The sequence below is a fragment of the Bradyrhizobium paxllaeri genome (genome assembly GCF_001693515.2).
In the GTDB taxonomy this organism is placed as follows: domain Bacteria; phylum Pseudomonadota; class Alphaproteobacteria; order Rhizobiales; family Xanthobacteraceae; genus Bradyrhizobium; species Bradyrhizobium paxllaeri.
Window position 1 is genome coordinate 6,565,442 of sequence record NZ_CP042968.1, and the last position, 24,221, is coordinate 6,589,662.

Below are 24,221 nucleotides of genomic sequence, written 5' to 3' on the forward strand. Positions count from 1 at the left end.
GCGCGTCTCTCGCCTTCCCTGTAAAATGTTGTGGGGCGATTCATTGAGGGCTCGGGGGGGACGATGCGTCTGCCGATGCGTCTGAAGACGATTGCGATCGCGCTTGTGGTCGTCGTCGTCTCGTTTACCGCGAGTCTGAAGCTCATGGACGTCGTCGTGCCGCGCGCGACGAACCGCCCGCCGCCGCTTGCCGAATTGCCGCCGCTGCCGCCGGCGCCGCGTGCGTCCACCGTGATGGCGCCGATTGCGGTGACGCTCGCGGCGATCCGTGACGCCGCCGACCGCGGCGCGCCGCGCTCCTTCGCCGGCAAGGCCGACAATCCGATCTCGCAGATCCTGCAGAACGCCGATATCGGCTGGACCGCCTCGCGCGGGCCGATCAGCGCGACCGGCGCGCAAGACGCGCTGTCGCTGGCAACACCGCTGACCGGCACGCTGAACGTCACGGGATCGCTGTCGGCCAAGGCGACCGGGGCGGTCGGCGAGGCGCTTGGCGGCCTGCTCGGCGGCAACGTCGCCAAGCAGATCGGCAGCGTGAACATCAAGAACCTCAACGCCAGCGCCGAGATCAAGGGCAATGTTGTCATCACCTCGCGGCCGAAGATCGCCGCGAACTGGCGCATCGAGCCTAACCTGGCGGCGCAGGTCAATCTCGGCGACACCAGCCTCGCGGTGGCCGGCGCACGCATCAACGTGCCGGCGCAGGTGAAGCCGTTGATCGACCAGAACGTCGCCGAGCAGATCGCGCTGGTGCAGGCGCGCATGCGCAACGATCCGACCTTCGAACGGAACGCGCGGGCGCAATGGGCCAAGGCCTGCCGCTCGATCCCGCTGCAAGGCACGACGGCCGGATCGACCATGCCGACGCTGTGGCTGGAATTGCGCCCCACACGGGCAATCGCCGCGCAACCGCGCATCGATGCGGCGAACCTGACGCTGACGCTCGGCATCGAGGCCGAGACCCGCATCACGCCTGCCGAGACCAAGCCGTCCTGTCCGTTCCCCGCCAACATCGTCATCGTGCCGCCGACGCCGGGACGCGTCGCCATCGGCGTGCCCATGGACATGCCGTTTACCGAGATCAACAAGATCGTGGAGGCGCAGTTCGCCGGAAGGACGTTTCCGGAAGATGGTTCGGGCGCGGTCGACGTCACCGTCAAGCGCGCCAGCGTGGCCGCATCCGGCAACCGCCTGCTGATTTCGCTATTGGTGAACGCCAGGGAGAAAAAGAGCTTCCTCGGCCTCGCCGGCGAAGCCAACGTGCACATCTGGGGAAAACCGGTGCTCGACCAGGCCGAGCAGACGCTGCGGCTCGCCGATATCGAGCTCGCCGTCGAATCCGAAGCCGCCTTCGGGCTGCTCGGCGCCGCGGCGCGCGCGGCGATCCCGCATCTGCAGAAGACGCTGGCGGAAAAGGCCGTCGTCGACCTCAAGCCGTTCGCGAGCAATGCGCAGAAGAAGATTGCCGCCGTGATTGCCGACTTCCAGAAGAACGAGGACGGCCTGCGCGTCTCGGCCGAGATCAGCAAGCTGCGGCTTGCCGACATCGCGTTCGATTCCAAAACGCTGCGTGTGATCGCGGAAGCCGAAGGCGCGATCAACGTCTATGTGAGCGCGCTGCCGGCGCTGTGACGAAGCTGCAATCGTAGGGTGGGCAAAGCGAAGCGTGCCCACCATCTCACCTGAAGGCGGTGGTGGGCACGGCGCAAGCGCGCCTTTGCCCACCCTCATATGAGGCCTTTTGAGTCAAGCATCCCGGCGGGGCTTGGATGTGATTTTTACGTTCGGTGGAGCGGCGGCGCGCGGAGCCATGCGTAGCGCAGCGTGCCGCCGCGGTCGGTGCGCTCTGGGACTGGCTTCCGGCGATTTATGCAGTTGCTCACTGCATCACCTCATATCCGGTCGGACCGTTGTCCGTACCCACATTCCGCATGCATGCGGCGAGGAAGCCACGAGGATGAGACCCATCTACGAAACAGCCTGTTTGCTGGCCCAAGGGTGGCACGGTCATCATCCATCCCGCGCTGACCGCGGCAGATGCCGCGACGCTGACGCATTCGTTGAAGTGGTTAGATCTTTACAGCCTTGAGCGCCGCGCCCTCGGGCACGAGGCCGGTCGTGAGATAGCGCCAGAGCGCCACCATCAGCTTGCGCGCCAGGGCGACGATGGCGACGCGCTTGATGCGCTTGCCGGCATCGAGCGTGCGCTTGCGGTACTCCAGGGTCAGCTTGCTGTCCGGCTGATGCCGCAGCCACAGCCAGGCCAGTTCGATCGCGGCACAGCGGGCGCGCGGATTGCCCGCCTTGCTGATGCCCTGGTCGCGGTCGATGCCGCCGCTCCGCCACGGACTGGGCGTCAGCCCGAAATAGCTCCCGACCTCGCGGCGATTGCGGAAGTCCTTGTAGAACACCTCGCTGGTCAGCGTCGTCGCGAACGCCGGGCCGAGACATTTGAGCCGGCGCAGCAGTTCGCTGCGCCGGGTCATCTCGGCTTCCGCAGGCATTGGCTCCGCTGCGGCCGCCTCCTGCGCGAGCGCATCGAGCCGATCGCGCACCAGCATCAGCCGCGCGTGCTCGTGTCGGATCTCGCTCAGCATCCGCGGCGGCACCGCCTGGCCTTGCCAATCCCGCTGCGTTGCCAGCCAGCTCAGCCAGTCGCGCCGCCGCGGGTTCCCGACCGCCATGCCCCGCAGCCGCAGCAGTGCCTTGATCCGGTTGGTGTGAGCGGTTTGCTCCTTGATCAGCCGGTCGCGTTCGCGGCTGCCGCGGCGCGCGTCCTCCTGTTCGGCTGCAGGCACCCGGACGATCCGCACCACCCGCGGCTCGCCGCGCAGATACGCCATCAGCGTGCGCAGCATCCGCTCGCCATCGATCCGGTCGGTCTTCACCCGCCGCGCCCGCTGGTCCACCGCAATGCTGGCGGGATCAAACACGTAGTTCGTGATGCCGGCCGCCAGCAGCAGCCGGTGCAGCCAGAACCCGTCGTAGCCCGCCTCGTAGCAGCTCGCCACCGCCGGAACGCCTCCCAGCGCTCGAGCCGCCCGCTCCCGAACCCGACCCACCAACGCCAACAGCTCGGCATGATCGCCACCCTCCAGCTTGTGGTGCGATATCTTGTCCTTGTCCGGGCTGTGCAGCGCGACCCGCCAGCTCCGCTGGCTCAGTTCGATTGCAACGAAAATTGTGCCAATATGGCCGGCGGTGGGCGTGGCTACGGTGGATGCTTGCATCTGACTCTCCGAGGGGTTCGAGTGTGGAAACCCAAACCTTATCGGAAAGGCCACGCTCACCGCCTCATGGAATCTACGCATCAACTTCTATTCCTCGAACTTGAACGAGACGTTCACCTTGGCGCGATAGGCTTCGATCTCGCCTTTGGCGTCCAGTTGCAGATCGAGCTTCACGATCTCGGCTACCCTGAGATCGCGTAACGATTTTCCCGCGCGTCCGACCGCCGCCGCGGCGGCCTTCTCCCAGGATTCCTTGCTGGTGCCGATCAGCTCGATGACCTTGTAGACGCTCTCCGCCATGTCGTCCTCCCTTGCTGTCAGCAGGAGGCAGGTGCTCCTGCCGGTTGCAACCTAACATCGGGAGGCGAACGCCGATAGGATGCGCCGCACCATGCACGAAATGGGCACTGCCAAAATCAAAATGGCCGGGCGGCATCACGCGTCCGGCCATTTGAGGAAGCCTGCGGTTTGGGCCCGCAGCTTTAATCGGTCGAATACTTGAACTCCGGCATCGCCTTCAGCTGATCCTTGGTCGCGCTGAACACGGCGTGATCCGGATACCACGGATTCTTCTTGACGGCCGGCGCAGGCGCGGTCGCAGCACCCGTCGTCGTGCCCGAACCGGCCCCAGGCCGTGCGCCACCGGTGGCCGGCGCACTCGAGGTGCTGGTATAGGCAATCGGCTCATCGACGAACTTCACCTTGTCGATCGGCACCACGACGAGATGCTCACCAACGCCGAGGAATCCGCCCACGCCGATCACCACGGCTTTGATATCGCCGTTCTTGTCAGCCAGGAGATCGTTGATCGATCCGAGGCTTTCGTTGCTGTCGTTGTACACGTTCAGGCCAACCAGCTTCGAGGTCCGCCAGTTGCCCTTGAACGACGAGGTATCGGACGCCGCCGCAGGTGCGGCGGTGGTGGCCTTATCCGTCGTCGCCGACGGAGTTTGCGCAAACGCGACACTCGCCAGCAGCGCGGAGGCCGCGATGCCGGCAACGGCATATTTGGTCAACATATCGGTTCTCCTCAGTTCAGAAACCCTTCGAGGAAAACCCGGCACATTAACAAGTGTTCCATACATATTCGGCGGGAACACTCGCTTTGCGTGCGGTCAGAAGCCGCCCCAGTAAGGCGGCATGCCGTAGTAGCGATGCAGCTCTGCTTCCTTGGCGCGATCACCCCAGTCGAAATCCTTGTCCGCGCGGAATGACGGCGCGCGCTTTAGCTCTTCATCATCGATATCGAGTTCGTAGGCTTCGAACCTGGTGCTGTAGCGCAGCCGTCCCCACGGCAACGGAATCAGATTGGCTCCGATGCCGAGAAAGCCGCCAAAACTCAGGATGGCATAGGATACTTTGCCGGTGACCTTGTCGATCATCAGCCGTTCGATGTGGCCAATCGTATCCCCGTTCGGCCGTCGCACCGCGGTCCCCTCGACACGGTCGCTCGCGATTAACGGATGCGGCTTGGCCATGACGTCGCTTGTCATTGCACCCTCCACACATCGTGTGGGAACCAACGTTGCACTGTGTGAGCGGTTCCGCCGCCGAAATGAGACAACCATCCTTCCCTTTCGGAAAGGATGGTTGCAACAGGCCGACGCGGGAAGGACGTCAGCTCTGGAAGTCGATCAACAGCGCCGAGAAGGAGGCGCTGCTCGATGTCGTGCCGGTCGAGCCGTAGGACGTCGATGACGACTGCGACTCCTTCAGCAATTCCAGGAACTGCTTCAGGACGTCTTCCACCGACGTCGATGATGATGACGACGATGTATCACCGCTCGACGAGGTACCGTCAGAAGGCGGCGGACCGCCGGGCCCACCCGGAGGCGGGCCGCCTGCTCCACCAGGACCGCCTGCGCCGCCGGGACCGTTGGCGAAGGCGGCCTTGAAGATGCCCTGCAGCTCGGTGGCCTGGTCGCTGGTCAGCTTGCCCGAGGAGACCTGGCCCGCAATCAGATCGTCGATCTTGGACTTGAGTTCGTCGGGCGAGGGCCGCGTGCCGCTGGTCTGGTCGCTGGCGCGGCTCGCCTGCATGGCGGAATCGATATCGGTCAGCGCCGCCGACAACGCGTCCTGATCGGACGAACTGATGGCGCCGGATTTCACTTCGGACAACAACTCGTTCTGCAACATCTGCAGAGGCGACTGACGGGTATTGATGGAGGCCGCCGAGATCGAGGTCATGATAGCTCCAGGGATGGTCAGGTGATTCGGTTACTCGCGGGAACGCATCGGACGTTCGCGAACGTAGGATTGGCGGTCTTAACGAGGTCTTTTCAGCGCTCCCCTCGTCTGTTGCCCGGTGTTAACAGGGGCCATCCAGAAACATCCGGAAACAAAAATCCTTCGCCCACACGCCCGAATCACGGACAAAAGGTCGGCATGGCCCAGGCAATCCCCAACATCCTCGTCGTCGAGGACGACCGCGAGACGCGGACGCTGATCGCAAAATACCTGCGCAACAACGCCTGCAACGTGACGACGGCCGTCGACGGCCGCGAAATGGTTCGCGCCATGACCGACCGCCGTGTCGATCTGTTGATCCTCGACGTCATGCTGCCCGGTGAGGACGGCCTCACCCTCTGCCGCAAGGTGCGCGCGGAGTCGCAGACGCCGATCATCATGCTGACCGCGCGCGGCGAGGACGTCGATCGCATTCTCGGGCTCGAGATGGGTGCCGACGACTATCTCGCAAAACCGTTCAATCCGCGCGAATTGCTGGCGCGCATCAACGCGGTGCTGCGCCGGCAGGCGGCGGGGCGCACCGCCAGCGCCACCGAAGGCGCCACCGCGCTGTGCTTTGCCGGCTGGCGGATCGATTTCCGGATGCGGGAATTGCGCAATCCCGAAGGCGCGCGCGTCGCCATGACCAGCGCCGAATTCGACCTGTTGCGCACCTTCTGCGAGCGGCCCGGCCGCGTGCTGTCGCGCGACAGCCTGCTCGACCTCACGCAAGGGCGCAACGCCGGCTCGTTCGAACGCTCGATCGACGTGCTGGTCAGCCGCATCCGCCGCAAGATCGAGCCCGATCCGCAGGAAGCCACCATGATCAAGACGGTGCGCTCCGGCGGCTACATGTTCACCCCAAGGGTGGAAATCGCATCCGCCGCCGGCACCTGATCATGAAGCTGTTCGGCTTCCTGAGCCTTCGACGCATCAGCGGCCAGATCGCAGCGCTCGTGATCGTCTCGATCGTCGCCCTGCATGCCGTCATCACGGCGAGCTTTCTGATCAACCGGCCGGAGCCGCCGGATCCCGCACATGACCGCGGGCATGGCCAACTCGCAACCGCCGTGCAGTTACTCGGCGCGGCGCCGGCAACCGAACGGCCGCGGCTGTCGGCCGATATCGCGCGGACGTTTCCGCAGCTCGGCATCGAGATGCTGGCCACGGACACGCCGCCGGCGGCGCGCGAGCCGGAGGGCCCCGGCCTGCACGGTCTGCATCGCCGCCTCGGCAACAGCTACCGCCTGTTCGCGCTCTCGCCGGGCGGCGAGACGAAAAAGCTCGGCATTGCGCTGCCGGATGGCGCGATGATCGCCGTCAACGTGCCGGCCGACCGCCGGCCGCCCTTCATGGGCGGCCCCACGATGATGACGTTATTGTTCGCCGTCATCAGCGTTACCCTGCTAGGCTTGTGGGCGGCGCGCGCCCTGACCGCGCCGTTGTCGTCATTTGCGAAGGCTGCCGAAAGCTTCAGCCTCGACGGGACGACGGCGCCGCTGCCGGAACGCGGGCCGGAAGAAATCCGTTTCCTGGCCAAGGCGCTCAACCGGATGCGCGAGCGCATCACCGGCCTGATCGACGACCGCACCAAAATGCTCGCCGCCATCAGCCACGATCTGCGCACGCCGATCACGCGGATGCGGCTGCGCTCGGAATTCATCGAGGACGAGACCCATCGCAACCGCATGCTCGCCGATCTCGACCAGATGCGCGCGATGCTGGAATCGGTGCTGTCGTTCCTGCGCAACGACCGCAGGCTGGAGGCGATGACGCTGGTCGACATCGCAAGTTCGCTGCAGCTCGTCACCGACCAGTTCAGCGACCTCGGACGCAAGGTCGCCTATGACGGTCCCGCGCATGCGATGGCGACCGTCCGGCCGGACGACCTGCATCGCGCCGTCACCAATCTGGTGGAGAATGCGGTGCGGTTCGGCGCCGAGGCGGTGATCCGGCTTCGCATCTCACCGGATCACTTCACCATCGATGTCGAGGATGACGGCCCCGGCATTTCGGATGCGCAGAAGCAGAACATGCTGGAGCCGTTCGTGCGCGGCGACGAGGCCCGCAACATGGATGAGGCGGCGGGCTTCGGCCTTGGCCTGTCGATAACGAACGCCATTGTGCTGGCGCATGGCGGGACGCTGTCGCTGCATGACCGGCCGCCGCATGGGCTCGTGGTGCGCATGCAATTGCCGACACACCAGAACGGCGGCAGCTCCGCTGCCTAGATCAGCGCGTCAGGCTGCGAGCGCGTCGGGATCGGCTTCCTCGTAGATGGCGATCGCCTCGAAGCGATAGTCGCAGGCGCGGCAGAACCAGAGGAAGGAGGTGCGGCCCTGACTGCTCTCGACCCAATCGGGTCTCGGGATCGGCTTGCCGCACTGGGCGCAGGGATTTCCGCGAGGCAAATAGCTGCTGTCAAGTCGAGCCATGGCGCATCTCCCTAGACTTCGGACGTCGTAAATGACGTCTCGCTTTTTGAAATTTCGTTGAATGGGACAGGTCTGCTGTCGGAATGAATTGGAATTTTTGCCGCGGCGTCTTCTTTACACCTTGACTGCGACTTTTGCACGACATTCTTCGCGCGTCCGCATGACGCAGATTCGGATTCGCGTCGCGCGATGCGATGCATTGCACGCACAACGTTGGCGTCACGCGAGATACGCTCGTTGACACATGCCTCGAACACATGCCTCGGCGTGGAGAATCTCGCCGCGATGTCGTCCGCTTTTCGCCACATCTTGGCCCGCAGATGGAACTAACCGGGAAGCGTCAATCGTTCCCGCGTTCCATCCGCCGAGATCGTTTTTATGAAAAGTTTTCCGAAATTCGTCTGGCTCGCCGCCACCGCCGCACTGTTCGTTTCATCAAGTGCAAGCGCGCAGAGCCGCGCGCAATATGAAAGCATGGTCGCAACCCACGCGGCTGCCAACAACGTGCCGGAAGCGCTGGTGCACCGCGTGATCGTGCGCGAGAGCAAATATCATCCGAACCTGGTCGGGCGCGGCGGCACCATCGGGTTGATGCAGATCAAACTGCCGACCGCGCGCGGGCTCGGCTACACCGGCGACGCCGCGGGCCTGCGCGATCCCTCTACCAACCTCGCCTGGGGCATCAAATATCTCGCCGGCGCCTACCGCGCTGCGGGCGGCGATCACAACCGAGCCGTGCGTTATTATGCGAGCGGCTATTACTATGCTGCAAAGCGCCAGCGGCAGGAAAAGCCGCTGCAGATTGCGCCGGTGCTGGCGAGTGATGCACCGCCGAAAATCGTCGCTGCGCCGGTTCGAGCGGCCAGAACGCCCGCCGACGCCAACGCGCTGCAGGTTCCCGCCCAATAGTCGTCACTGGCCGGGCTTGCCGGCCTTCGACGCGTCCCGCTGTTTGCAGTGCCAAAGACAGGGATGCCCGGGTCAAGCCCGGGCATGACGAGGGGGCGCGTTGTTGACACGCAGGCCCAAGCGCCTACATTAGCCCTGTTCCGAGGGGTGCTCCGACGAGGAGCTGAGATACCGCAAGCTTGGGCAATTACCTCAAAGAGGTGAAGTCCTAAGACCGCGGTGACCCTTTGAACCTGATCCGGGTCATGCCGGCGAAGGGACAGGGATGTACCAGAAGTCAGATTCGAGGGGGGATTCCCCCGTATCCATCATCGGCGCGGGCATTGCCGGCGCATGGCAGGCGTTGCTGTTCGCCCAGGCCGGCCATGCCGTGACCCTGTACGAGCGCAGTGACGCCGATATGACCCTTTCCACCAGCCACTGGGCCGGCGGCATGCTGGCGCCCTGGTGCGAAGCCGAGACCTCCGAGCCCGTGATCGGCCGGCTCGGCATCCGCTCGCTCTACCTGTGGCGCGAGCATTTTCCCGACACCCCGTTCAACGGCTCGCTCGTCGTGGCGCATGCCCGCGACCGCGCCGATTTCGAACGCTTTGCCAAACTCACCACCGGCCATGTCAGGCTCGACGCGCAGGCGCTGAGCGAGCTCGAACCGTCGCTCGATGGCCGCTTTCGCAATGGCCTGTTCTACGCCGGTGAAGGCCATGTCGAGCCGCGCCGCGTGCTGCCCGAGTTGCACGCCCGCATCACGGCCGCCGGCGGCACCATCAAATTCGACAGCGAGACAAAAGCGGAAAATCTCGACGGCATCGTCATCGATTGCCGCGGCCTCTCCGCGCGCGACGAGCAGCTGGAGCTGCGCGGCGTCAAGGGCGAGATGATCATCGTCGAAACCAGCGAGGTCGAACTCTCGCGTCCGGTGCGGCTGATCCATCCGCGCTGGCCGCTCTATGTGATCCCGCGCGGCGACGGCAAGTTCATGCTGGGCGCGACCTCGATCGAAGCCGAGGACACCGGCGTCAGCGTCCGTTCGGCGCTGGAGCTTTTGGGCGCCGCCTATGCCGTGCACCCGGCCTTTGCCGAAGCCCGCATCGTCGAGTTCGGCTCCGGCTTGCGTCCCGCCTACCCCGACAACCTGCCGCGGATCACGGCCGGCAAGAACAAGATCGCCGTGAACGGGCTCTACCGCCACGGTTTCCTGCTGGCGCCCGCGCTCGCGGAAGCAACGCTCGCCTATGTGCAGCGCGGCGCCATCGACAATGAGGTGATGCGATGCGTGTAACCGTTAACGGGGAGCTGCGCGAGATCGCCTCGACGCGCGTCGACGCGCTGCTCAGCGAACTCGAATACGAAGGCACACATTTCGCCATCGCGCTGAATTACGACGTGCTGCCGAAAAGCCGCTGGGCCGAGACCGCGTTGAAAGCCGGCGACGAAATCGAAATCATCACGCCGCGGCAGGGAGGGTGAGATGATGATGCGTGATTGGCTTGCACGTCATTCCGGGGCGCGCGTCAGCGCGAACCCGGAATCCGGAGGATACACACTCGCACTTCACTTCGAGATTCCGGATCGGTCCGCTTCGCGGACCGTCCGGAATGACGGAGAATCCTGATGCTGAACTTCTACGGCAAGACCTTTTCCTCCCGCCTGCTGATCGGCACGGCGCTCTATCCCTCGCCCGCGATCATGCAGGACGCGATCCGCGCTTCCGGCGCCAACATCGTCACGGTGTCGCTGCGGCGCGAGGCCGCCGGCGGCAAGAGCGGGGATGCGTTCTGGTCGCTGATCCGCGAGCTCGATGTTGCGGTACTCCCGAACACCGCCGGCTGCCGCAGCGTGCGCGAGGCGGTGACCACCGCCAAACTCGCGCGCGAACTGTTCGGAACGCCCTGGATCAAGCTCGAAGTGATCGCCGACAACGACACGCTGCAGCCCGATGTGGTGGGTCTGGTCGAAGCCGCCGGCATTCTGATCAAGGACGGCTTTGAAGTGTTCCCCTACTGCACCGAAGACCTTTCGGTCGCGATGCGGCTGGTTGACGCCGGGTGCAAGGTGGTGATGCCGTGGGCCGCGCCGATCGGAAGCGCCAAAGGCATCACCAACCGCGATGCCTTGAGGTTGATGCGCGAGCGCCTGCCTGACGTGACGCTGGTGGTCGACGCCGGTCTCGGCGCGCCCTCGCATGCCGCCCACGCCCTCGAACTCGGCTACGACGCCGTGCTGCTCAACACCGCGATCGCAAAAGCCGCCGATCCGGTCGCGATGGCGAATGCGTTCCGCCTCGGGGTCGAAGCCGGCCGCGCGGCTTACGAGGCCGGCCTGATGGAAGCCCGCGACTTCGCCTCCCCCTCAACCCCTGTGATCGGGACCCCGTTCTGGCATGCCGTATCCTGACAGATTTTATCCCGTGGTCGACAGCGTCGCCTGGGTAGGCCGGCTGGCGCGGCTCGGCGTCGGCACCATCCAACTGCGCGCCAAGGACCTCAATGAGTCGGAAGCGCTGCAGATCGTCACCGACGCGCTCGGGGCCATCAAGGGCTCCGACGCCAAGCTCGTGGTCAACGATTACTGGCGCGCGGCGATCGTCGCTGGCGCCCAGCATCTGCATCTCGGCCAGGAAGATCTGGTCGACGCGGACCTCAACGAAATCCGAAAAGCGGGACTGACGCTCGGCATCTCCACCCATGACGACGAGGAACTGGCGACGGCGCTCGCCGCCAAGCCCGATTACATCGCGTTGGGTCCGATCTTCCCGACCACGCTGAAATCGATGCGCTTCGCGCCGCAGGGCATTCCAAAAATCACCGAATGGAAGAAACGCATCGGCGACATCCCGCTGGTCGCGATCGGCGGCATCAAGTTCGAACAGTCCGCCGACATCTACGCCGCCGGCGCCGACTCCATCGCCGTCGTCAGCGACGTCACCCAGAACGCCGACCCGGATGCACGGGTGCGGCAGTGGCTGGGGCAAAGCGCGGAGGCCGCGTGATGGATGTGCAAGACCTCACCACCGTCATTGCCTGCGACAAACGCGAAGCGTTTGCGCACGGGAGCGCAAGCGACGAAGCAATCCATCTCTCCGCTTGCGGCGCGATGGATTGCTTCCCTGCGCTCGCAATGACGGAAGAAATTTCCACCGGCGTCATTCCGGGGCGCGCGCAGCGCGAACCCGGAATCTCGCTCAACAACCTCGAGGTTCCGGATCGGTCCGCGTCGCGGCCCGTCCGGAACGACGCCCATAAAAAACGGAGGATTCCATGAACATTCGCTCCAACCCCGGCACCACGCTTCCCGCCGTCACCACCGGCCCGCTCGCCTCGTCGCGAAAAATCTTCGCGACCCCCGACGCCGCGCCTGACCTGCGCGTGCCCTTGCGTGAGATCATCCTCTCGGAAGCCGCGGGCGAGCCGAACCTGCCCGTCTACGACACCTCGGGCCCCTACACCGATCCCTCCGTCACCATCGACGTCAACGCCGGCCTCTCCCGCAACCGTCTCGCCTGGGTCAAGGAGCGCGGCGGTATCGAGGAGTATGAGGGCCGCGCCATCAAGCCGGAAGACAACGGCAATGTCGGTGCCTCGCACGCCGCAAAGGCCTTCACCGCGCATCACAAGCCGATCCGCGGCCTCGACGGCCACAAGATCACGCAACTTGAATTCGCCCGCGCCGGCATCATCACCAAGGAGATGATCTACGTCGCCGAGCGCGAAAACCTCGGTCGCAAGGCGCAGCTCGAGCGCGCCGAAGCCGCATTGGCTGATGGAGAAAGCTTCGGCGCCTCGGTGCCGGCCTTCATCACCCCGGAATTCGTCCGCAGCGAGATCGCGCGCGGCCGGGCGATCATTCCCTCCAACATCAACCACGCCGAACTCGAGCCGATGATCATCGGCCGCAACTTCCTCACCAAGATCAACGCCAATATCGGCAACTCCGCCGTCACCTCGTCGGTGGAAGAGGAAGTCGACAAGATGGTGTGGGCGATCCGCTGGGGCGCCGACACCGTGATGGACCTCTCGACGGGCCGCAACATCCACACCACCCGCGAATGGATCCTGCGCAACTCGCCGGTGCCGATCGGTACCGTGCCGATCTACCAGGCGCTGGAAAAGTGCGAAGGCGATCCGGTGAAACTGACCTGGGAGCTCTACAAGGACACGCTGATCGAGCAGTGCGAACAGGGCGTCGATTATTTTACGATCCACGCCGGCGTGCGCCTGCCCTACATCCACCTCACGGCCAACCGCGTCACCGGCATCGTGTCGCGCGGCGGCTCGATCATGGCGAAGTGGTGCCTCGCGCATCACAAGGAGAGCTTCCTCTACACCCATTTCGACGAGATCTGCGACCTCATGCGCAAGTATGACGTCTCGTTCTCGCTCGGCGACGGCCTGCGCCCCGGCTCGATCGCGGATGCCAACGACCGCGCGCAGTTCGCGGAGCTGGAGACGCTCGGCGAGCTGACCAAGATCGCGTGGGACAAGGGCTGCCAGGTGATGATCGAAGGTCCCGGCCACGTGCCGATGCACAAGATCAAGATCAACATGGACAAGCAGCTCAAGGAATGCGGCGAAGCCCCGTTCTACACGCTTGGGCCGCTGACGACAGACATCGCACCGGGCTACGACCACATCACGTCGGGCATTGGCGCCGCCATGATCGGCTGGTTCGGCTGCGCCATGCTCTGCTACGTCACGCCGAAGGAGCATCTCGGCCTGCCCGACCGCAACGACGTCAAGGTCGGCGTCATCACCTACAAGATCGCCGCCCACGCCTCCGATCTCGCCAAAGGCCACCCCGCCGCGCAACTGCGCGACGACGCCCTCTCGCGTGCGCGGTTCGACTTCCGCTGGACCGACCAGTTCAACCTCGGCCTCGATCCGGATACGGCCAAGAACTTCCACGACGAGACGCTGCCGAAGGAAGCCCACAAGGTCGCGCATTTCTGCTCGATGTGCGGCCCAAAATTCTGCTCGATGAAGATCACGCAGGACGTGCGGGACTATGCGGCAACGCTGAACGATCCGGAGAGTGTCGGGATGCACATAAGCGGCACCATCGAGGACGGTATGGCGGCGATGAGCCAGAAGTTCAAGGAGATGGGATCAAGCGTGTATCTGGACGCGGACAAGGTGAAGGAGAGCAACCGCGTGCTATGAGAACGGCGCACGCATCCAGACCGCAATGACCGACAGCCTGACCGGTGTCTGGGACGGCACCTTTGTTCAGCAGCAGGTAGGAATGGTCACGTTTCTGGCGACGCTCATCGAAACCGGTGGCGCGCTCACAGGAAACGTGACCGAACCCTGCACCGTGCCCGGCTGCCCGATCAGCACTCACAACGCCTCGATTGCGGGCCATCGATCCGGCAGCACCGTCTCGTTCGTCAAACGCTACGAGCCGCCCGGCCACGGCTACGCCACCGTCTCCTATGAGGGCACGGTCAATGCCGAGGCCACGGAAATCGACGGGCGCTGGAAGCTGCCGGGCACGGCGGCTTCCGGAACGTTTCTGATGGTGCGGTCGAGCAAGCCTGCGGAGGCGGTCGCAACGGAAGAGCGGGCGAAGGAGCCGGCGCGGTAACGAGCAGGCATAGCCCGGATGAGCGCAGCGACATCCGGGATAAGCCATCCCGCATATCGCTGCGCTCATGCGGGCTACGGCTCCAGGGCTGAAGCTTTCCCAAGGAAAGACCATGCTGGCCATCGACACTGTGAAAGCACACTACGACGCGCTGGCGCGGCGCGATCTCGATGCTGCGCTTGACGTCATCGGCGACGATGCGGTGTGGGAATTTTCCGGCCCCGACACTATTCCGTTCGCGGGGCGATGGCGCGGCCGCCGTGGCGCGCGGGAATTTTTCGAGCGGATACGCTCGACGATCGAGGTCAGGGAATTCAGGGTGATGCGCATGATCGCCGATGGCGACACGGTTGCGGTGTTCGGCAGCGAGCGTTTTCTGGTGAAGGCGACCGGCAAGGAATGGGCGGTCGAGTGGGTACAGGTGCACGAGGTTCGCGACGGACAGATCATCCGGTTTCGCGAATATACGGATACGGCCGCGATCGCGAAAGCCTATGCCCGATAGTTGCCGCCGATACAACGCGTGTACTCAAGCCAATTGATTACCTTGACTTGCACGCAAGCCCGGCCAAAAATGTTCGTAGAGCTGCACTTCCCGCTCAGCTCTGGGGACGAGGGGCGTTGTGAAATTTCTGAATGTCGCGTCGGCTCGATCCGCGCGTTTGCTTGCTGCCGGGCTGGCGCTCAATCTCCTTACCGCCTGCTCGACAGTTCACAATCAAACAGTTGGGGCTGCGGCAACTTTTGTCCCTGTTACGCCCAGGGCCGGCTACGCAACCGTGTACATCGGACGCCCCTTTACCTTTCACACCAGCGTATTTGCGCTTCCTATCGAGGTCGATGGCAAGCGGCTGACGTCGCTTCCTCCCGGGCAGTATGCGACCGTCGAACTGCCACCCGGCCGGCACAGCGTTGGTTCGCCAAACGAGTATTGGACACGCGTCATCTCGGGAGTGCCGCATCCCGCCGAATTCGTTGTGGAGGCAGGGAAGTCCTACTACCTGCTGCCCAAGCGCTGGGGCGAGGATGCCGGTTACAGCTACACGATGGTCGGGTCGGTCGTCGTCCCGCAGAGGACCGCGGTCGCTCACAGTACGTTTTCAGTACAGGCCGCTGCAGCGAACGACGCGCCGCCACCCGAATTCAGGCAACTCAATTCCGCCAAGGCTCAATAGCGGAGCGGCATAGCCAGGATGAGCGAAGCGACGTGCAGGAATACTCGACGCCGTGCAGCGAGGCTCTGCGAAGGATAATCCACCATTTGGCGACCGTCTCGCTGTCGAGGTGGATTACGCCTGCGATAAACACGATCTATACATGCTCTCCGTCAACCTGACGAATGATCAATCATGCGAACAACTGCCGCGCTTGCCGCGCTAGCCCTCTCCCTCACAACGCTTCTCGGTGCTCGCGACGTTCTCGCGCAAAACGGAAAAGCTGGTGCGCTAAAGCAGAGCGCATCGCCGGCCGCTGCGCTGCCGGCCAATTACCGGCAATTGATCGCCGAATATATCCGGACGCGGAATCGCTACGTGGTGCGCGACGCGAAGATTTCCAAACCCTATGAACGGTGGGGAGGTCTGCTCAGGGGCGGAACATTTACGGCGATATGCATTGCCGTATTCCGCGACAATCCGTTCGGGATCGTCGTTCGCGACAATTGGGTCGTCAGATTTGAAGATCGACAGATCAAACCGGTCGCAATGGGGATCGAAAGTTGCTCCGATCTTTCCCCCTTCCCCGAACTCACAAAGGCGCTCGCACGTCCGCGAGCGTAGCGGCAATCGCGGTTGTCTGCCTGCTACCGGTCATATACTTCAGGGTGTATTGACTCATTGGCAAAACTTTTCCGTGCTCATTAATCTTTCATTAACCATTCGCGCCCACGCTTCCCTGCGGCTGGAGGGCTTGTGATTCCTGATGTTTCTGCTCCGCGTTTCGGAGCAAGCGTCGATCGGGAGGTGTTGATGCCCCGGGAGTATTTTGACGTTTATCTCGGCACGGACTGCGTTCCGGTGACCGAAGTTCCGTTATCGGATTCGCAAATCCGCCCACCCCATGAGATCGTGCCGATGCTGATCGGCTCGACGGTCGAGGCGATCGAGCGCGAGCTCGTGCTGCAAACGCTGGCGCGCTGCCACGGCAACCGCACCCACGCCGCGCGCCTGCTCGGGCTTTCGGTGCGCACGATGCGCAACAAGATCCGGCAGTACGCGACCGATGGGGTCGACATACCCGCGCACAATTAGAGCGCTTGCTGAGCAAAGCGACCTTGTCCCGCCGTGGCCTGGGGAGCGAAGGCGGAAGCGTGCCCACCATCATGAGCGCGGCGTGAACTGGTGGGCACGGCGCTCCGCGCCTCTGCCACCCTACGGCTACGGAGTGCGTACTGATTGCCGTTCGCGCGAGCGCATTTCGCCGGCGCGCGCGACGAGCATGGCACGAGGGCAAATCACTTCGGATTTTCCGAAATCGTGTCAAGCCCGGGAATCAAAAATATTCCGCTTTCGTTCTCACCCAAATCAGCCGCATAACTCCGCTCGTCTCACGGCAGATGAGGGGCGCTTCGCGATCGTCACGAACGTGCGGTGAGATGCGATGGACGTGAATGGCGCACACGACGTAGGCGCCTGACACGTACGGCGAAGTCGTGTGGTCCTGGCGTCGCGGTGCTGGCGTTAAGCTGGCGGGAAGTGTCCCGCCGGCGACGGAGGCAATAAAGCCGTTCTCCGGGGAGCAACTGTGTTGATGTAGCCCTGTGATCGGCTGGCCTCAAGGCTGGCGCTACGCGCCACCGCCTCCGGCGGCTGACGGCCTTGACCCCATCCGCTCACCGGTCTTTAGGCTGGGCATGCGCTCGGCGGAAGCCGAGCGGGGTCGCTCACTTTGTAGCGGTTGGCGTCCCATTTTTGGCGTCGCGCGATCATGGTGTTGAGGATGACGATGAGCTTGCGCATACAGGCGGTGAGCGCAACCTTCGGCTCCTTTCCCTTGGCGATCAGGCGGTCATAGAACGCCTTGAGCACGGGGTTGTGCTGGGTCGCAGCTCCCATGCAAGGCATGTAGAAGAGGTTGCGGGCCTTTCGGCGTCCGCCCTTGATGTGGCGGTTGCCCCGCCGTTGGCCACTATCGTCATCGTAAGGTGCTACCCCCAACAAGGCCGCGACGATATTGTCGTTCACCTGGCCCAGTTCCGGCATCGTCGCGATCAGTCCGGCGGAAGTGATCTTGCCAAGTCCCGGCACGCTCTCGATGATCTCGGCGAGCTCGGCAAAATGCGGTGTCGCTTTGACCTGGGCTGCGATCGCAGTATCGAGCTTGGCGACTTCGACGGCAATCTTCTTCAAGAGCCGCGCCTGCATTTTCTGCACGACGTCCGGCACGGAATGCTCGCCACTGTTTTTCAAGCTAGTCTGTAGATCGAGCAGTCCTTGGCGTGCATTGACGATCTTGACCAACCTCTCGCGTGCCGCGTCGTAGGCTTGGCCCGGTGCTTCGGTGAAGGTCTCGGCGAACCAGGCGATCATCTCCGCATCGATCGGATCGTTCTTGGCGAGGCGTCCGGCCGAGCGGGCGAAGCTGCGCACCCGCTTCGGGTCGACGATCCGGACTTCGATGCGGGCCTCGCGCAGCGCCTTGGCCCAGTCCTGCTCATAACCGCCGGAAGCCTCCATGGCTGCCTTGCCGCCCCTGTGTTTGCGAAGCCAGCGGATCAGGGCGCGCTGCCCCTCCGCGGTACTTGGGAACGTCTGCCATTGAGACAGCGAGCGAATGCACGCATCCACCTTGTCCTTGGCCACATCAATACCGACGACAACGACCTCATCTTGTGCCATCATCCACTCCCTTCCTTGCTCGGTTCGGGCTCGAAGCCCGTGCAACTGTTCGGGTTGAGGAAGACCACCGGATCTGTCCCTCGCTCCCCGACAGGCTCTCGGCCTTTGAGCACGAACGGGATCAGATCCAGCGACGGGCGGTTGGTCAGAACCGCCCGTTCGCACATTCTGGCAGATTTTGCGGACACAAGAGCTCGTTATAAGCCGTAAAGCCATTGCGCAGGGAAGGCCGGGATGCTCCCGCTGTACCTGTATGCTCGTGTGCGTGCTCTTCGTGTGCACCTGCACGCGAGACCGCGGGTGCGGCGCGCACCCGGTCTTCCCTGCGCCCTCTAATCTCGGAGGGCAACAAAGATGCAAACCTCGGGCAGAACATGTCGCGAGATCGTGAAGTCATACTCCGCTGTCATCACCCGCGAAGGCGGGGGACCAAGTATTCCAGAGACGCCGGTGATTGAAGCAAGGAACCGCGGCGTACTGGATCCCCGCATGCGCGGGGAGGATGACGGCGGTGCGTTGCGACGCGACCTCCCACCATAGGCGATGACTATGCTCTACGCTTAATCGGCCGGAACCATTCGTCTATTTGAAAATCAAATGGCCAAAGCCACACTTCAATTATTTTTTTGTTTACCCGTCGAGATTGAAATGACGATGACTTATTTTCGACGCACGGAACGCCAAGACAAGAGTTGAGATCGCGGAGTCGCAATAGAAGATAAAGTCCGTGGCGGGGAAAGGGAAAACGTGGGTGAACTCCTGGGCTCGTTAGCATTTTCTCTGATTGTCATCGCGCTGATCGCCGGCGGATGGGCCTGGATCTCGACGCTGTTCAGGAAAGGGATGATGGCGCTGCTCGGCTTCGATCGGATCTGCGTCCAGCAATTCGAGACAGTGCTGCTCTACCGGAACGGGCGTTTTGAAAAAGCCCTCAACCCCGGCCCGCACCGCATCCGCACCGGAAGCCGCCAGCTGGCGCGGATCGATCTGCGCCCGGAGGTGTTCCGGTTCAAGCAAGGCACCGTCTCCGCCGACCGCTTTGCCCTCAACCTCATCTATGTCGTGCGAACCCAGATCATCGACCCCCGGGTCTCGCTCGAAAGCACGCAGAACTACCGGGACGAGGTCTGCATGCGCCTGCAATCGGTGGTGAAGGCGGTATGCAACCGCAAATCCCGCCTCGAAATTCAGATGGACCACCAGACCTTCAGCAACAGCGTCCAGAAGGCAGCCAGCCAGGTGTTTCGCTCGATCGGTTGCGAGTGCCTGACCTTCGAGCTGATGCAGGTCGATGTCGCCGGGCTCGCCGTCGAGCTGGACAACAGGCGAGCGGGCGTAGCGGTGCATGCGCCTGTGGCCGTGGGTGAGAAAGGCGCGTTCGCTGCAATGTGACCGCGCCGGGTCCGGCGGCCGATCGATCGGGTATGCTACTGCCGGCCGGGCGCCCGGAGTGCCGTTGGGCCATTTCGGCACCGGACAGGAGGCGGCCCACGCTGCGCCGCTCCCGATTTCGAATGGATCATTCTACGCTGGCGCCCCGGACCGTAACGCGATGCCGTTACAGGCTTGAGGGCCCGCGCAGCTCGTCTGCGCAAGCCGAATAGCTTTCGGGATTGCGCAAATAGCCGCAATGCCCAACTGTTCCCTATCGTCATTCACCCGGACACCCCTGACATGAGCCAGACCAAACTGTTCGAGCCCCTCAAGCTTGGCCCGATTACGCTGCCCAACCGCCTTGTGATGGCGCCGCTGACCCGCAACCGCGCGGTGCCCCCCGGCATGGTGCCGAGCCCGCTCGCAGTCGACTATTACGGCCAGCGCGCCTCGGCCGGATTGCTCATCACCGAAGCCAGCCAAGTCTCGCAACAGGGCCAGGGTTATCAGGATACGCCCGGCATCTATTCGAAGGATCAGGTCGACGGCTGGCGCAAGGTCACCGACAGCGTGCATGAAAAAGGCGGCCGCATCTTCATCCAGATCTGGCATGTCGGCCGCATCTCGCACACCACGCTGCAGCCCGGTGGCGGCAAGCCGGTGGGCCCAAGCGCGATCCGCGCCAAGGGCAAGACGTTCGTCAACGGCATCTTCACTGAAATCTCCGAGCCGCGCGCGCTGGAGCTGTCGGAAATTCCCGGCATCATCGACGACTTCAAGCGCGGCACCGAGAATGCGCTGGCCGCCGGCTTCGACGGCGTCGAGATCCACGGCGCAAACGGCTATCTGCTCGACCAATTCGCCAAGGATGGCACCAACAAGCGCACCGACGCTTACGGCGGCTCAATCGAGAACCGCGCCAAACTGATGCTGGAAGTGTCGAAGGCAGTCGCCGCAATCGCCGGCCCCGAGCGCACCGGCATCCGCATCTCGCCGGTGACGCCGGCCAACGATGTTTCCGACAGCAATCCGCAGCCGCTGTTCGATCACATCGTCGATGGACTCAGCGCGCTGAAGCTCACTTATATTCATGTCATCGAAGGCGCCACCGGCGGCCCGCGCGACATCGCGCCGTTCGACTACGCAAGCTTGCGCAAGCGCTTTGGCGGATCCTATGTCGCCAATAACGGCTACGATTTCGACCTCGCGACAAAGGTGCTGGAGGCCGGCGCCGCCGATCTGATCGCGTTCGGAAAGCCGTTCATCTCGAACCCCGATCTGGTCGAGCGTCTGAAGAAGGGCGCACCGCTGAACGAGTGGGACAAGGCAACGTTCTACGGCGGCGGCGCGAAGGGCTACACGGATTATCCGACGTTGGGAGCTGCGCAAGCGGCGGAGTAAAGGGCACGAGGCTCTCTCCCCCGTCATTGCGAGGAGCGGCCCTCCCCGCGCCAACCTCACGCCGACGCGCGCGTACCCGCCTCGCTCGCCACCATCCGCTCGACAATGCGCCGCATGCGCTGGGGCGCCGCATCGATCGCAAGCCGGATCGATTTGGCGTTGGGCCGCGCCTGCGCGACCTCCTCGATACGCTCCAGAATCTCCTTGTCCTCGTTGAAGGCGATGCGGAAATCGGCATGCAGGCGCTGATCGGTCTCGGTGTCGTCGAGCGCGAAATTGCGGACATGGAGCCAGTGGTCGAGGCAGACATGCTCGTCCACCGGCGTGATGAAGTGGCAGGCAAAGATCCGCAGTCCCGCGCCGCGGTCCTCCGGCTCGACAATCGCACCCGCGTCCGCGCTGCCGAAATCGATCACCGCAATGCAGGGCGCGACATAGTCGTAATAGTGCCAGCGATCCACATTGCCGCTGAAATTGCCGTATTTGGCGAACAGCGGAATCGCCGGCGCGTCCCTGATCCAGCGCCACACCAGCACGCCGCGCTCGCCAAAGGTATGCTCGACCGGAATCTCCTCGCTCGCCGCGTTGCCCAGCGTCGACAGATGCACGAAGCTGACATGGGCGGGATCGCAGAGATTATCGGCGAGGTTGAGGTAGTTGGTGTCGATCCGCAGCGCATCGCCCTCGGCGGCGTGCCAGCCGGCCTGGCCGAACTGCGGGAGATCGTAGATCAGCGACGGATCGGCCAGCGCGGGATCGCCGGGCCAGATCCACACCAGCCCCATTTTCTCATACAGCGGATAGGACGGCACGCGCGCGTTCGGCGGAATCGTCGGCTGCCCGGGAATGCGGACGCAGCGTCCGTCGCGGCCGAATGTCATGCCGTGATAGCCGCATTCGATGGCGTCGCCCTTCAGCTTGCCCATCGAGAGCGGCGCGAACCGATGCGGGCACATGTCATCCAGCGCGACCGGCTCGCCGGCCTCGCTGCGATAGACGACAAGATCCGCGCCGAGAATGCGATGGCGCGACAAAGCGCGCGTCACGTTGCGCGACCAGGTGAGCGGATACCAGGTATTGCGGGGAGCGAGCAGATTCATGGCATGAAATCCAAATCGTCAGTTTTTCAGTTTGGCCAGCACTTCGGCATCGGCGGGCTGGTAGTCGGCGCCGTCGACATAGCGCCAGTCGGTCATCACGCCCTGCCCGTCCCGCACCGCGAGCTTGCCGATATAGACGCCCATGGTCGACTGATGGTCGATCGCACGGAAGGCGATGTTGCCGACGGGCGTCTCGGCCTTCAGTTGCTCGGTGGCCTTGATCAGATCGTCGGCCTTGGTCGAGCCGGCGCTCTCGATCGCCTTCGCCAGCATGATCGTGTTGATGTAGCCGATCAGCGCGCCGATGTTCGGCGTCTCCTTGAAGCGGCCGACATAGGCCTTGAGGAATGCGTCATGCGCCGGCGTCTTGATCTCGCCTGGGGGATAGCCGGTGACCAGCCATCCGACCGGCGCCTCGTCCTTGAGCGGCGCCAGATATTCGGGCTCGCCGGCGAGGAGGCTGACGACGGCGCGGTTGGCAAAGGCGTTGCGGGTCGTGCCCTCACGCACCAGCTTGGCGAGATCGGAACCGAAGGTCGCGTTGAACACCGCTTCTGGATTGGCCGCCGACATCGCCTGCACGATCGCGCCGGCATCGACCTTGCCGAGCGGCGGCCATTGCCCGGAGACGAACTCGACATCCGGCCGCAGCCGCGTCAACTCGCGCTTGAAGCTGGCCACCGCCGCCTGGCCGAACTCGTAGTTCGGCGCGATCGTCGCCCAGCGCCGCGCCGGGAATTTGGCGGCCTCCTTCGCCAAAATGGAGGCCTGCGTGTAGGTGCTCGGCCGCAGCCGGAACGTATAGCGGTTGCCCTTCTCCCAGATCAGCGCATCCGTCAGCGGCTGCGACGCCATGAAGAACATTTGCTTCTGCTTGGCGAAGTCGGCGACGGCGAGGCCCACATGGGAAAGGATGGTGCCGGTCAGGAGATCGACCTGCTCCGCATCGACGAGTTGGGCTGCCGCGGTGATGGCAACGTCGGGCTTGCCGGCATCATCGCGGGAAATGATCTCGAGCTTGCGGCCGAGCACGCCGCCCTTGCCGTTGATCTCGTCGCGGGCGAGTTCCCAGCCCTGGCGATAGCCGCGGGTGCCGATCGGGAGCGCCGAATAGCTGGAGATTTCGCCGATCTTGATCGGCGGCGGATCAGCCGCCAGCGCACCGCCGCCCGCTGCGACCCAAGCAAGTACGACCAGTTGCAAGACACCTGACAACCGCATGCCACCCTCCCGCCATTGGGGACCAGCCTATGTATGTAGTACTTACTTCATATCGAATACCCGGTTAGAGAGATTGTCAACGGCCAAAAATCGGCAGGGCTTGCCAAAAAGCAGGCAGGCCCCATCCTGCTGGCGGTGATTTACGAAGGTGCGCCATGGCGAACGAGACAGAAGCTTCCGGACGCGAGCCCCCTGCTCGCGCGCGAACGGCAGCCCCGCGCAAGAGGGCGGCGACGCCCCGCCGGCGCATCAGGGCGCCGGACCAGACGCGTGAGGCATTATTGCGCGCGGCGGTCGCAGAATTCGCGCGCGAAGGCTATGGCGGCGCTCGCGTCGACCGCATCAGCAAGGCGGCCAAGAGCAACGACCGCATGCTCTATTATTATTTCAAGAGCAAGGAGAAGCTGTTCCACCATGTGATCGAGCATTGCTATGCCGATCTCGTCTCACGCGAGGAGGCGCTTGATCTCGATCTCGCCCGGCCGCGCGAGGCGCTTGCCGCGCTGGTCGCGTTCAACTGGAGTTACTATTGGGAGCACCCGGAGCTGCTAAGCATTCTCGCCTCCGAGAACCTGTTCAAGGGACGCCATGTCAAGAACAACATCCGCCGCAGCTTCGCCAACACGCAGCTCGGCATGCTCAACCGGGTAATCGAGAGCGGGATCAAGCTTGGGCTGTTCAAGCCGGATTGCGACAGCTTCCACATCTACCTCTCGATCCTGTCGCTGACCTATTTCTACCGCGCCAATCTCTACACGCTGTCGAGTTACATGCAGATCGACCTTGCCGAGGATGGCCGGCGGAACGCCTGGCTGGCACATGTGCAGGCGATGATCGACGATCTGGTGCGGCGCAGGGATTGAGTGGCGTCCGTCATTGCGAGCGGAGCGAAGTAATCCATCTCAC

General features: G+C 63.7%; 26 protein-coding genes and 1 riboswitch. Of the genes, 17 read left to right on the forward strand and 9 right to left on the reverse strand.

Going from position 1 to position 24,221, the window contains the following annotated elements:
* Positions 1-63: 63 nt before the first annotated feature.
* On the forward strand, positions 64-1,632 hold the full coding sequence (locus tag LMTR21_RS31280) for a DUF4403 family protein (RefSeq protein WP_065756403.1): 1,569 nt from the start codon (positions 64-66) through the stop codon (positions 1,630-1,632).
* 437 nt (positions 1,633-2,069) lie between these two features.
* On the opposite strand, the gene LMTR21_RS31290 is transcribed toward LMTR21_RS31280, so the two are convergent.
* The 5 genes from LMTR21_RS31290 to LMTR21_RS31310 form a co-directional block, all read right to left on the reverse strand.
* Positions 2,070-3,230, reverse strand: coding sequence for an IS110 family RNA-guided transposase (locus tag LMTR21_RS31290; RefSeq protein WP_148635921.1), 1,161 nt, complete (start codon positions 3,228-3,230; stop codon positions 2,070-2,072).
* 87 nt (positions 3,231-3,317) lie between these two features.
* Positions 3,318-3,530, reverse strand: coding sequence for a dodecin family protein (locus LMTR21_RS31295; protein ID WP_065756734.1), 213 nt, complete (start codon positions 3,528-3,530; stop codon positions 3,318-3,320).
* A 182-nt stretch (positions 3,531-3,712) separates the two neighbouring features.
* Positions 3,713-4,249, reverse strand: a complete 537-nt coding sequence (locus LMTR21_RS31300; protein ID WP_065756735.1) for a PRC-barrel domain-containing protein — start codon at positions 4,247-4,249, stop codon at positions 3,713-3,715.
* Positions 4,250-4,345: 96 nt separating this feature from the next.
* On the reverse strand, positions 4,346-4,723 hold the full coding sequence (locus LMTR21_RS31305; protein ID WP_065756736.1) for a PRC-barrel domain-containing protein: 378 nt from the start codon (positions 4,721-4,723) through the stop codon (positions 4,346-4,348).
* Between the two features lie 124 nt (positions 4,724-4,847).
* Positions 4,848-5,420, reverse strand: a complete 573-nt coding sequence (locus LMTR21_RS31310) for a hypothetical protein (protein ID WP_065756737.1) — start codon at positions 5,418-5,420, stop codon at positions 4,848-4,850.
* Positions 5,421-5,618: 198 nt separating this feature from the next.
* Between LMTR21_RS31310 and LMTR21_RS31315 the strand changes: the two genes are divergently transcribed.
* On the forward strand, positions 5,619-6,356 hold the full coding sequence (locus tag LMTR21_RS31315; RefSeq protein ID WP_065756738.1) for a response regulator: 738 nt from the start codon (positions 5,619-5,621) through the stop codon (positions 6,354-6,356).
* Between the two features lie 2 nt (positions 6,357-6,358).
* On the forward strand, positions 6,359-7,690 hold the full coding sequence (locus tag LMTR21_RS31320; RefSeq protein WP_065756739.1) for an ATP-binding protein: 1,332 nt from the start codon (positions 6,359-6,361) through the stop codon (positions 7,688-7,690).
* Positions 7,691-7,699: 9 nt separating this feature from the next.
* Here LMTR21_RS31320 and LMTR21_RS31325 read toward each other — a convergent pair whose 3' ends face one another.
* Positions 7,700-7,894: a hypothetical protein gene (locus LMTR21_RS31325; RefSeq protein WP_065756740.1), complete on the reverse strand. Its 195-nt coding sequence runs from the start codon at positions 7,892-7,894 to the stop codon at positions 7,700-7,702.
* A gap of 378 nt (positions 7,895-8,272) precedes the next feature.
* Here LMTR21_RS31325 and LMTR21_RS31330 point away from each other — a divergent pair, with 378 nt between their 5' ends.
* The 11 genes from LMTR21_RS31330 (at position 8,273) to LMTR21_RS31380 (ending at position 16,632) form a co-directional block, all read left to right on the forward strand.
* The gene (locus tag LMTR21_RS31330; protein ID WP_065756741.1) at positions 8,273-8,803 is read left to right on the forward strand and encodes a lytic transglycosylase domain-containing protein; all 531 of its coding nucleotides are present in this window, start codon (positions 8,273-8,275) and stop codon (positions 8,801-8,803) included.
* Between the two features lie 133 nt (positions 8,804-8,936).
* A riboswitch (TPP riboswitch) is annotated at positions 8,937-9,081 on the forward strand.
* Positions 9,069-10,082 (forward strand): FAD-dependent oxidoreductase, encoded by a 1,014-nt coding sequence (locus LMTR21_RS31335; RefSeq protein ID WP_065756742.1) that lies wholly within the window; start codon positions 9,069-9,071, stop codon positions 10,080-10,082. It overlaps the preceding riboswitch by 13 nt.
* Positions 10,073-10,270, forward strand: coding sequence for a sulfur carrier protein ThiS (gene thiS, locus LMTR21_RS31340; protein ID WP_065756743.1), 198 nt, complete (start codon positions 10,073-10,075; stop codon positions 10,268-10,270). Before LMTR21_RS31335 ends, thiS begins: the two co-directional genes overlap by 10 nt.
* A 144-nt stretch (positions 10,271-10,414) precedes the next feature.
* A complete protein-coding gene (locus LMTR21_RS31345; RefSeq protein WP_065756744.1) occupies positions 10,415-11,197 on the forward strand; it encodes a thiazole synthase in 783 nt (260 codons plus the stop codon).
* Positions 11,184-11,792 carry a thiamine phosphate synthase gene (locus LMTR21_RS31350; protein ID WP_065756745.1) on the forward strand — a complete coding sequence of 203 codons (609 nt, stop codon included), beginning with the start codon at positions 11,184-11,186 and terminating at the stop codon, positions 11,790-11,792. Before LMTR21_RS31345 ends, LMTR21_RS31350 begins: the two co-directional genes overlap by 14 nt.
* A complete protein-coding gene (locus tag LMTR21_RS31355) occupies positions 11,792-12,064 on the forward strand; it encodes a hypothetical protein (protein WP_065756746.1) in 273 nt (90 codons plus the stop codon). The genes LMTR21_RS31350 and LMTR21_RS31355 overlap by 1 nt, the downstream gene beginning before the upstream one ends.
* Positions 12,061-13,959, forward strand: coding sequence for a phosphomethylpyrimidine synthase ThiC (gene thiC, locus LMTR21_RS31360; protein WP_065756747.1), 1,899 nt, complete (start codon positions 12,061-12,063; stop codon positions 13,957-13,959). The genes LMTR21_RS31355 and thiC overlap by 4 nt, the downstream gene beginning before the upstream one ends.
* 25 nt (positions 13,960-13,984) lie before the next feature.
* On the forward strand, positions 13,985-14,383 hold the full coding sequence (locus LMTR21_RS31365) for a hypothetical protein (protein ID WP_065756748.1): 399 nt from the start codon (positions 13,985-13,987) through the stop codon (positions 14,381-14,383).
* Positions 14,384-14,495: 112 nt separating this feature from the next.
* Positions 14,496-14,888: a nuclear transport factor 2 family protein gene (locus LMTR21_RS31370; protein ID WP_065756749.1), complete on the forward strand. Its 393-nt coding sequence runs from the start codon at positions 14,496-14,498 to the stop codon at positions 14,886-14,888.
* A 118-nt stretch (positions 14,889-15,006) separates the two neighbouring features.
* A complete protein-coding gene (locus LMTR21_RS31375; protein ID WP_187399242.1) occupies positions 15,007-15,558 on the forward strand; it encodes a DUF2846 domain-containing protein in 552 nt (183 codons plus the stop codon).
* A 792-nt stretch (positions 15,559-16,350) separates the two neighbouring features.
* Complete coding sequence (locus LMTR21_RS31380) at positions 16,351-16,632, forward strand: helix-turn-helix domain-containing protein (protein ID WP_084031028.1); 282 nt, start codon at positions 16,351-16,353, stop codon at positions 16,630-16,632.
* 591 nt (positions 16,633-17,223) lie between these two features.
* Here LMTR21_RS31380 and LMTR21_RS31385 read toward each other — a convergent pair.
* Positions 17,224-18,222 (reverse strand): IS110 family RNA-guided transposase, encoded by a 999-nt coding sequence (locus LMTR21_RS31385; RefSeq protein ID WP_084030388.1) that lies wholly within the window; start codon positions 18,220-18,222, stop codon positions 17,224-17,226.
* An 843-nt stretch (positions 18,223-19,065) separates the two neighbouring features.
* Between LMTR21_RS31385 and LMTR21_RS31390 the strand changes: the two genes are divergently transcribed.
* Both LMTR21_RS31390 and LMTR21_RS31395 read left to right on the forward strand, forming a co-directional pair.
* The gene (locus LMTR21_RS31390; protein WP_187399243.1) at positions 19,066-19,611 is read left to right on the forward strand and encodes an SPFH domain-containing protein; all 546 of its coding nucleotides are present in this window, start codon (positions 19,066-19,068) and stop codon (positions 19,609-19,611) included.
* A gap of 282 nt (positions 19,612-19,893) precedes the next feature.
* Complete coding sequence (locus LMTR21_RS31395) at positions 19,894-20,994, forward strand: alkene reductase (RefSeq protein ID WP_065755320.1); 1,101 nt, start codon at positions 19,894-19,896, stop codon at positions 20,992-20,994.
* Positions 20,995-21,050: 56 nt separating this feature from the next.
* Here the strand turns inward: LMTR21_RS31395 and LMTR21_RS31400 are convergent, their stop codons facing one another.
* Positions 21,051-22,094, reverse strand: coding sequence for an aromatic ring-hydroxylating dioxygenase subunit alpha (locus LMTR21_RS31400; RefSeq protein WP_065755321.1), 1,044 nt, complete (start codon positions 22,092-22,094; stop codon positions 21,051-21,053).
* Positions 22,095-22,112: 18 nt separating this feature from the next.
* Positions 22,113-23,315, reverse strand: a complete 1,203-nt coding sequence (locus LMTR21_RS31405) for an ABC transporter substrate-binding protein (protein ID WP_065755322.1) — start codon at positions 23,313-23,315, stop codon at positions 22,113-22,115.
* A gap of 155 nt (positions 23,316-23,470) precedes the next feature.
* On the opposite strand from LMTR21_RS31405, the gene LMTR21_RS31410 reads away from it, so the two are divergent.
* A complete protein-coding gene (locus LMTR21_RS31410; RefSeq protein ID WP_084030867.1) occupies positions 23,471-24,178 on the forward strand; it encodes a TetR/AcrR family transcriptional regulator in 708 nt (235 codons plus the stop codon).
* The last annotated feature ends 43 nt before the right edge of the window (positions 24,179-24,221 follow it).